The organism is Gordonia sp. 'Campus' (assembly GCF_022206305.1).
Lineage (GTDB): Bacteria > Actinomycetota > Actinomycetes > Mycobacteriales > Mycobacteriaceae > Gordonia.
The window spans coordinates 99,979-105,731 of the sequence record NZ_JAKOIW010000018.1; the positions used below are offsets into that span (position 1 = coordinate 99,979).

The following is a 5,753-nucleotide window of genomic DNA, read 5'->3' on the forward strand; positions in this document are numbered from 1 at the left end:
GGCGTGGGATCGAGAGGGGTGTCGCGGGGCCGCGAGGACCGACTCGATCCGACCGCCAGACCTCAACTCGACCGCCAGACTTCGATCGAGGTCTGGCGGTCGAGTCGAAGTCTGGGAGTCGAAGCATCCTTGACCGGCCTCGTAGCCGGGGCCATCATGGGGCATGGACGCGGCAGCAGTGACCGGGGCACGAAACTGGGATTCCGTGCGGGAGCGGCATCCCGAACGCGTCGCACGTCTCGAGGCCGGTCTGGTGCAGGGCGACCCGCTGGCCGACGCCGTCATCGTCGAGGCCCGGCAGCAGGGCATCTCGTTCTCCACACTCGTCGCACTGCTGGAAGCGAACACCGAAACCGACACCCCGACCGATCCGGATCATCTCGAGATGCCGGCATCGATGGCTCGACTGTTGGAGGTGGCCGGCGAGCCACCGCCGTGGTTCGACCCCGCGTTCGCGGCGGCGGGGGCACGCGCCTGGTGGCGCTTCGGGACGTTGCAGTCGTCGACGCTCTACCAGTCGCTGATCTACGGGTTCAAGGCGCAGGGTTTCGTCCGGCCGCTGGTGGCGACGGGCCGTCTCGGGTCGGGTACCCGCGATCGCGTGCAGTCGACCGCGCGGTGGGTCGCCGAGGCGACCACACCGGGGTCGATGCTGCCCGGTCATCCGGGTTGGGTGGCGACCCTGCGAATCCGATTGCTGCACGCCTACATTCGTGATGTCCTGCGGCACCCCGTCGACGACGCCGAGGGTTGGGATGAGGGCGAGTGGGGTGCGCCGATCAACCAGACGTACTCGGTCATGACGATCTCCTGTGGGTTCCTCGCGCTGCCGCTCGTCGTGGCCCGCGACTTCGGCATCCACTACAGCAGTGCCGAACAGGAGGCGATCACCCATCTGTGGCGGTGGATCGGCTGGGTGATCGGCGTCGACGACGACCTGCTCCCGCCCAGCTACGCCGACGCGCGTGAATTGTTCCAGGTGGCAGGCGAATTCGAGCTCCGCCCGGACGACTCGTCGAAGATCCTCATCAAGGCGCTGCTGCGCGAGGGGTACGACCTACCGGGTGTGGTCCACAGCGCGGCGCCGGTCCCCGTGCCGGGGCTGCTGGTGTCCGCGGTGGACACGTTGACCAGGCCGTTGCTCATGTCGTCGTTCTCCGCGATCAGCACCCGCTGGGTCGAACGGCCCGTGGCGCGCCGGATGGGCTTGCGGCGGACGCCCCTGCATCACCTCGTCGACGTCGCGCGGCCCGCGGTCCGTCTGCGCGAGATCGCCCGCGCGACCGGACTCCTGGGGTCGGAGTCGACGGTGATCGAACGGGAACTGCGGACGGTGCGACGCGGACTCGGCATGACCGAGGCGTCCGAAACATACCTGTCCGCCTGATTGCTGATAACTTAACGCCGTAAAGTCGACCGACGCGACAGGGGTCCGCATGCTGGTCCGATTGACACGGCTTGTCATTTCCATGCCACGACGGGTGCTGCTCGGTGCACTCATCCTGCTCGTGGTCTGCGGCGCCTATGGTGCGACCGCTGCCGAACACCTCCTCGCCGGCGGGTACAGCGACCCGAACTCGGATTCGGCGCGCGCCGAGAGGGTCCTCGACGAGACCTTCAACCGCGGCGGCATTCAGGTGGTCCTCAAACTCGACGGTCCCGACGGCGTCGACATCTCCAACGACGCGAACGCCCGCGCCGTCGGCGACGATCTCATCCGGGAGCTCCGCGAGAACGAGTACGTCCAGGATCAGATCCTCTCCGTCTGGGCCGACCCGGCGCTCGACACAGCCCTGGTCAGTCGAGACCGGACGTCGACGCTGATCATCGCCTCGCTGGACGGCGGTGAGGATCTCGCACCGGCGCGCGCGGTGGAGATCGAGGACGCCCTGTCCGGCGTCCGCGACGGGATCAGCGTCCGCGTGGGAGGTCAGGCCCTCGTGTTCTCGCAGGTCAACGATCAAACGGCATCGGATCTGCTCGTCGCCGAGGCGATCGCGATCCCGATCACGTTCGTCGTACTGATCTTCATCTTCGGCGGATTGCTCGCCGCGGCCCTGCCGGTCGGCATCGGCATCGCCTCGATCATCCTCACCTTCGCCCTGCTGCGCGTCATCGGTTCGGCCACCGACGTGTCGGTGTTCGCGCTGAATCTCACGACTGCGATGGGTCTCGCCCTTGCGATCGACTACACGCTGCTGCTGCTCACGCGATATCGCGAAGAAGTGGAACGGGGACTGGCCCGCCCCGACGCCATCGTGCGCACCCTCGCCACCGCGGGACGGACCGTCGCGTTCTCGGCCGTGACCGTCGCGCTGTCGTTGAGCGCGCTCGTGCTGTTCCCGCAGTACTTCTTGCGCTCCTTCGCATTCGCCGGTCTCGGCGTCGTCGCCGTGGCAGCGGTGTCCGCGCTGGTTCTGACGCCGGCGGTCCTGATGCTGCTCGGCGACCGCATCGACGCATTCGACGCCCGCAAACCTGCGCGGCGGCTGCTGCGGCTCCCGGCACCCCGGCCACGCGAACCCGAGGAGACGTGGTGGTATCGCCTGGTGCAGTGGGTGCTGCGCCACGCCCTCTCGGTGGCCCTCGCGGTCACGCTGTTCCTCCTCGTCCTCGGCGCGCCGTTCCTCTCGATCAAGCTCGGATTCCCCGACGACCGCGTGCTGCCCGAATCGGCGAGCTCGCACTCGATCCAGCAGGAGATCCGCGACGACTTCGACGACGATCTGTCCGCCGCGGTCACCATCGTCGTGCGGGGCCCGGTCGATCGGCAGTCCCTCGCCACCTACACCAGCGCACTGTCGGAGGTCGACGATGTGAACTCCGCCGGATCGTCGGCGGGAACGTTCGTCCGCGGCGCACCGGTCGCCCCGGGAAGCCCGGAGGACAGCCGCGACGACGTGCACGTGCTGAACGTGTCGACCGATCAGGACCCGATGAGCGACTCGGGCATCGCCCAGCTCGACGAGCTGCGTGCGGTGGCGACGCCGGCCGGTACCGAGACCCTCTTCACCGGGTTGGCTGCCACGACCGACGACACCGTCGAGTCGATCTATGCGCACCTGCCGTGGGTTCTCGGCCTCATCGCGATCGCCACCTTCGTGCTGCTGTTCCTCTTCACCGGCAGCGTGGTGCTGCCGCTGAAGGCGTTGGCGCTCAACATCCTGTCGCTGTCGGCGACCTTCGGAGCGATGGTGTGGTTCTTCCAGGAGGGGCACCTCGGTGGCCTCGGCACCACCACGACGGACACCCTGAGTGCGACGATGCCGGTGCTGCTGTTCTGCGTCGCCTTCGGCTTGTCCATGGACTACGAGGTGTTCCTGCTCGGACGGATCCGTGAGGAGTGGCTGCGATCGGATCGCACCCGAGCGGCGAGCGACCACGCCGTGGCGCTCGGGGTCGCGAGAACCGGCCGCGTCATCACCGCCGCCGCACTGCTGATGAGCATCGTCTTCGCCGCCATCGCCGCCTCGGAGGTCTCGTTCATGCGGATGTTCGGCGTCGGGTTGACCCTCGCCGTCCTGATGGACGCGACCCTGATCCGGATGTTCCTCGTACCAGCGTTCATGCGCCTGGCGGGCCGGGCCAACTGGTGGGCGCCGCGTCCGCTGCGCCGGCTGCACGACAAGATCGGTCTGACCGAGGAGCTCCCGGAGGCCGGTCACGAGGGAAAACCGGTGGCGACGACAACGCCGTCGAAGGTCTGACGCCGAATACCTCTTGTCGGGGCCGACGATGGCAGTGCGGGACTCAGGAGTGCAGTGACGACACACAGACGGGCGCGATCACCTCGTGGATCCGGGGACATCCTGGCGGAGGAGATCATCGAGGCAGCCGGCGAACTCCTGGTCGAGAACGGGGACGACACCGCGATGTCCATCCGCGCCGTCGCCAACCGGGTGGGCGTCACCCCGCCGTCGATCTACCTGCACTTCGCCGACAAAGAGGCATTGCTCGACGCGGTGTGCGCCCGCTACTTCGAGCGGCTCGACGATGAGCTGGCCGCCGCATCGGAAGGGATCGACGACGCGCTCGAGCGAGCCCTCACCCAGGGCATGGCGTACGTGCGTTTCGCTGTGGCGACCCCGGTGCTCTATCGCGTCGCCTTCGGTAAGCCGACGTCGCCGGGGCATCCGTCGAAAGTGGACGAGGTACTCGCGGCCAGTGCGTATTCGCGCTTCGTCGACACGATCACCCAGCTCGCCGACGAGGGCCTGTTCGACCATGCGGACATCGGGGACATCGTCGTCGAGCTCTGGGCCACCGCACACGGGATCGCGTCTCTGATGCTCACGAAACCCGACCTCCGGTGGGGCGACGACTTCGCCCGTGCCGAGATGACACTGAAGGCCGTGTGTCTCGGTCGGGCCGTGCTGGCGACGGGGCGGGTGTGCAACGACAACGACGCCACTCGATCGTGGTTGCGGGCGTTGCGGTAGCCGCTGTTCCGGTCCGCGGCGTGGGTGTTCGCGACAGAAGAGTCAAGAGTCGGTAAAGTCGACTGCGACACGGTCGACTTGTGTCCTCGTCAGGGAACTCACAGGAACGACCTGACGTTGAGACGGTATACATCCGTACCGATTAAGGAGCGCTTCGTGCGAGAGAGCAGCAATCCGGTGATGCGCGGCGTCGTCCGCGACAATCAATCCGGATACGCGGGTTTCGGGGCCGGCATGGCCGGCGCCGGCGCCGCCGCGAATCACTACGGTCAGGCCACTGACCCCTACACCCAGCCGGCACCACCGGCCACGCGTCAGCTCACGATCGACGACGTCGTCACCAAGACCGCGATCACGCTCGGAGTCCTGACCGTCGCCGCCGTGGCGACCTACTTCGCCATCAGCAGCCAGGCGACCGAGTCCGCGCAGGCGGCTCTCGCGACCCCGCTGATGCTGGTCGGCGCCATCGCCGGCCTCGTCCTGGTCCTGGTCGCGAGCTTCGGCCGCAAGCAGGACAACCCAGCCATCGTGCTGGCCTACGCAGCCTTCGAAGGTCTGTTCGTCGGTGCCATCTCGTTCGTCTTCGCGAACTGGGCCGTCGCCGGTGACACCTCCGCCGGGGCGCTGATCGGTCAAGCCGTTCTCGGCACCTTCGGTGTGTTCTTCGGCATGCTGTTCGTGTACAAGATCGGCGCCATCCGCGTGACGCCTCGATTCACCCGCATGCTGTTCGCGGGCATGATCGGTGTGCTCGTCCTCATGCTGGGCAATCTGGTCATCGGGTTGTTCACCGGTGAAGCCGGCGTCCTCCGCGACGGTGGTCCCATCGCGATCATCTTCTCGCTGGTCTGCATCGCGCTCGCCGCGTTCAGCTTCCTGCTCGACTTCGACGCCGCGGATCGCCTGATCCGTGCCGGCGCTCCCGAGCGGGCCGCCTGGGGCGTGGCACTCGGCCTGACCGTCACCCTGGTGTGGCTCTACGTCGAGATCCTGCGACTGCTGACCTACTTCAACTCCGACTAGTCGATCGACACGACACTGAGGCGTTCCAGCACCATCGCCATACCCTGCCCGCCGCCGACACACATCGACTCGATGCCGAACGTCTTGTCGTGGGTGCGGAGGTTGTTGAGCAGCGTCGTGGTGATGCGGGCGCCGGTCATGCCGAAGGGGTGCCCCAGTGCGATGGCGCCGCCGGACACGTTCAGCTTGTCGTGGTCGATGCCGAGCTCGGCTGCCGACCCGAGGACCTGAACCGCGAAGGCCTCGTTGATCTCCACGAGGTCGATGTCGGACAGCGACATCCCGGAGACC

At 67.4% G+C, this 5,753-nt stretch carries 4 protein-coding genes and 1 pseudogene; 4 read left to right on the plus strand and 1 reads right to left on the minus strand.

What is annotated here, in order from left to right:
* The first annotated feature begins 163 nt into the window (after positions 1-163).
* The 4 genes from MAY35_RS18220 (at position 164) to MAY35_RS18235 (ending at position 5,462) form a co-directional block, all read left to right on the plus strand.
* A complete protein-coding gene (locus tag MAY35_RS18220) occupies positions 164-1,387 on the plus strand; it encodes an oxygenase MpaB family protein (protein ID WP_238422707.1) in 1,224 nt (407 codons plus the stop codon).
* Between the two features lie 49 nt (positions 1,388-1,436).
* On the plus strand, positions 1,437-3,707 hold the full coding sequence (locus MAY35_RS18225; protein WP_238422708.1) for an MMPL family transporter: 2,271 nt from the start codon (positions 1,437-1,439) through the stop codon (positions 3,705-3,707).
* A gap of 54 nt (positions 3,708-3,761) precedes the next feature.
* Positions 3,762-4,439: a TetR/AcrR family transcriptional regulator gene (locus MAY35_RS18230; RefSeq protein ID WP_238422709.1), complete on the plus strand. Its 678-nt coding sequence runs from the start codon at positions 3,762-3,764 to the stop codon at positions 4,437-4,439.
* A gap of 156 nt (positions 4,440-4,595) precedes the next feature.
* Positions 4,596-5,462: a Bax inhibitor-1/YccA family protein gene (locus tag MAY35_RS18235; protein ID WP_238422710.1), complete on the plus strand. Its 867-nt coding sequence runs from the start codon at positions 4,596-4,598 to the stop codon at positions 5,460-5,462.
* Here the strand turns inward: MAY35_RS18235 and MAY35_RS18240 are convergent.
* Positions 5,459-5,753 (minus strand): annotated as a pseudogene (locus tag MAY35_RS18240) (acetyl-CoA C-acyltransferase); the annotation flags it as partial. The gene MAY35_RS18235 and the pseudogene MAY35_RS18240 overlap by 4 nt on opposite strands.

Coding starts and splice junctions, on each gene's coding strand:
- MAY35_RS18220 (WP_238422707.1), top strand. CDS start 164: ATGGACGCGGCAGCAGTGACCGGGGCACGAAACTGGGATTCCGTGCGG.
- MAY35_RS18225 (WP_238422708.1), top strand. CDS start 1,437: ATGCTGGTCCGATTGACACGGCTTGTCATTTCCATGCCACGACGGGTG.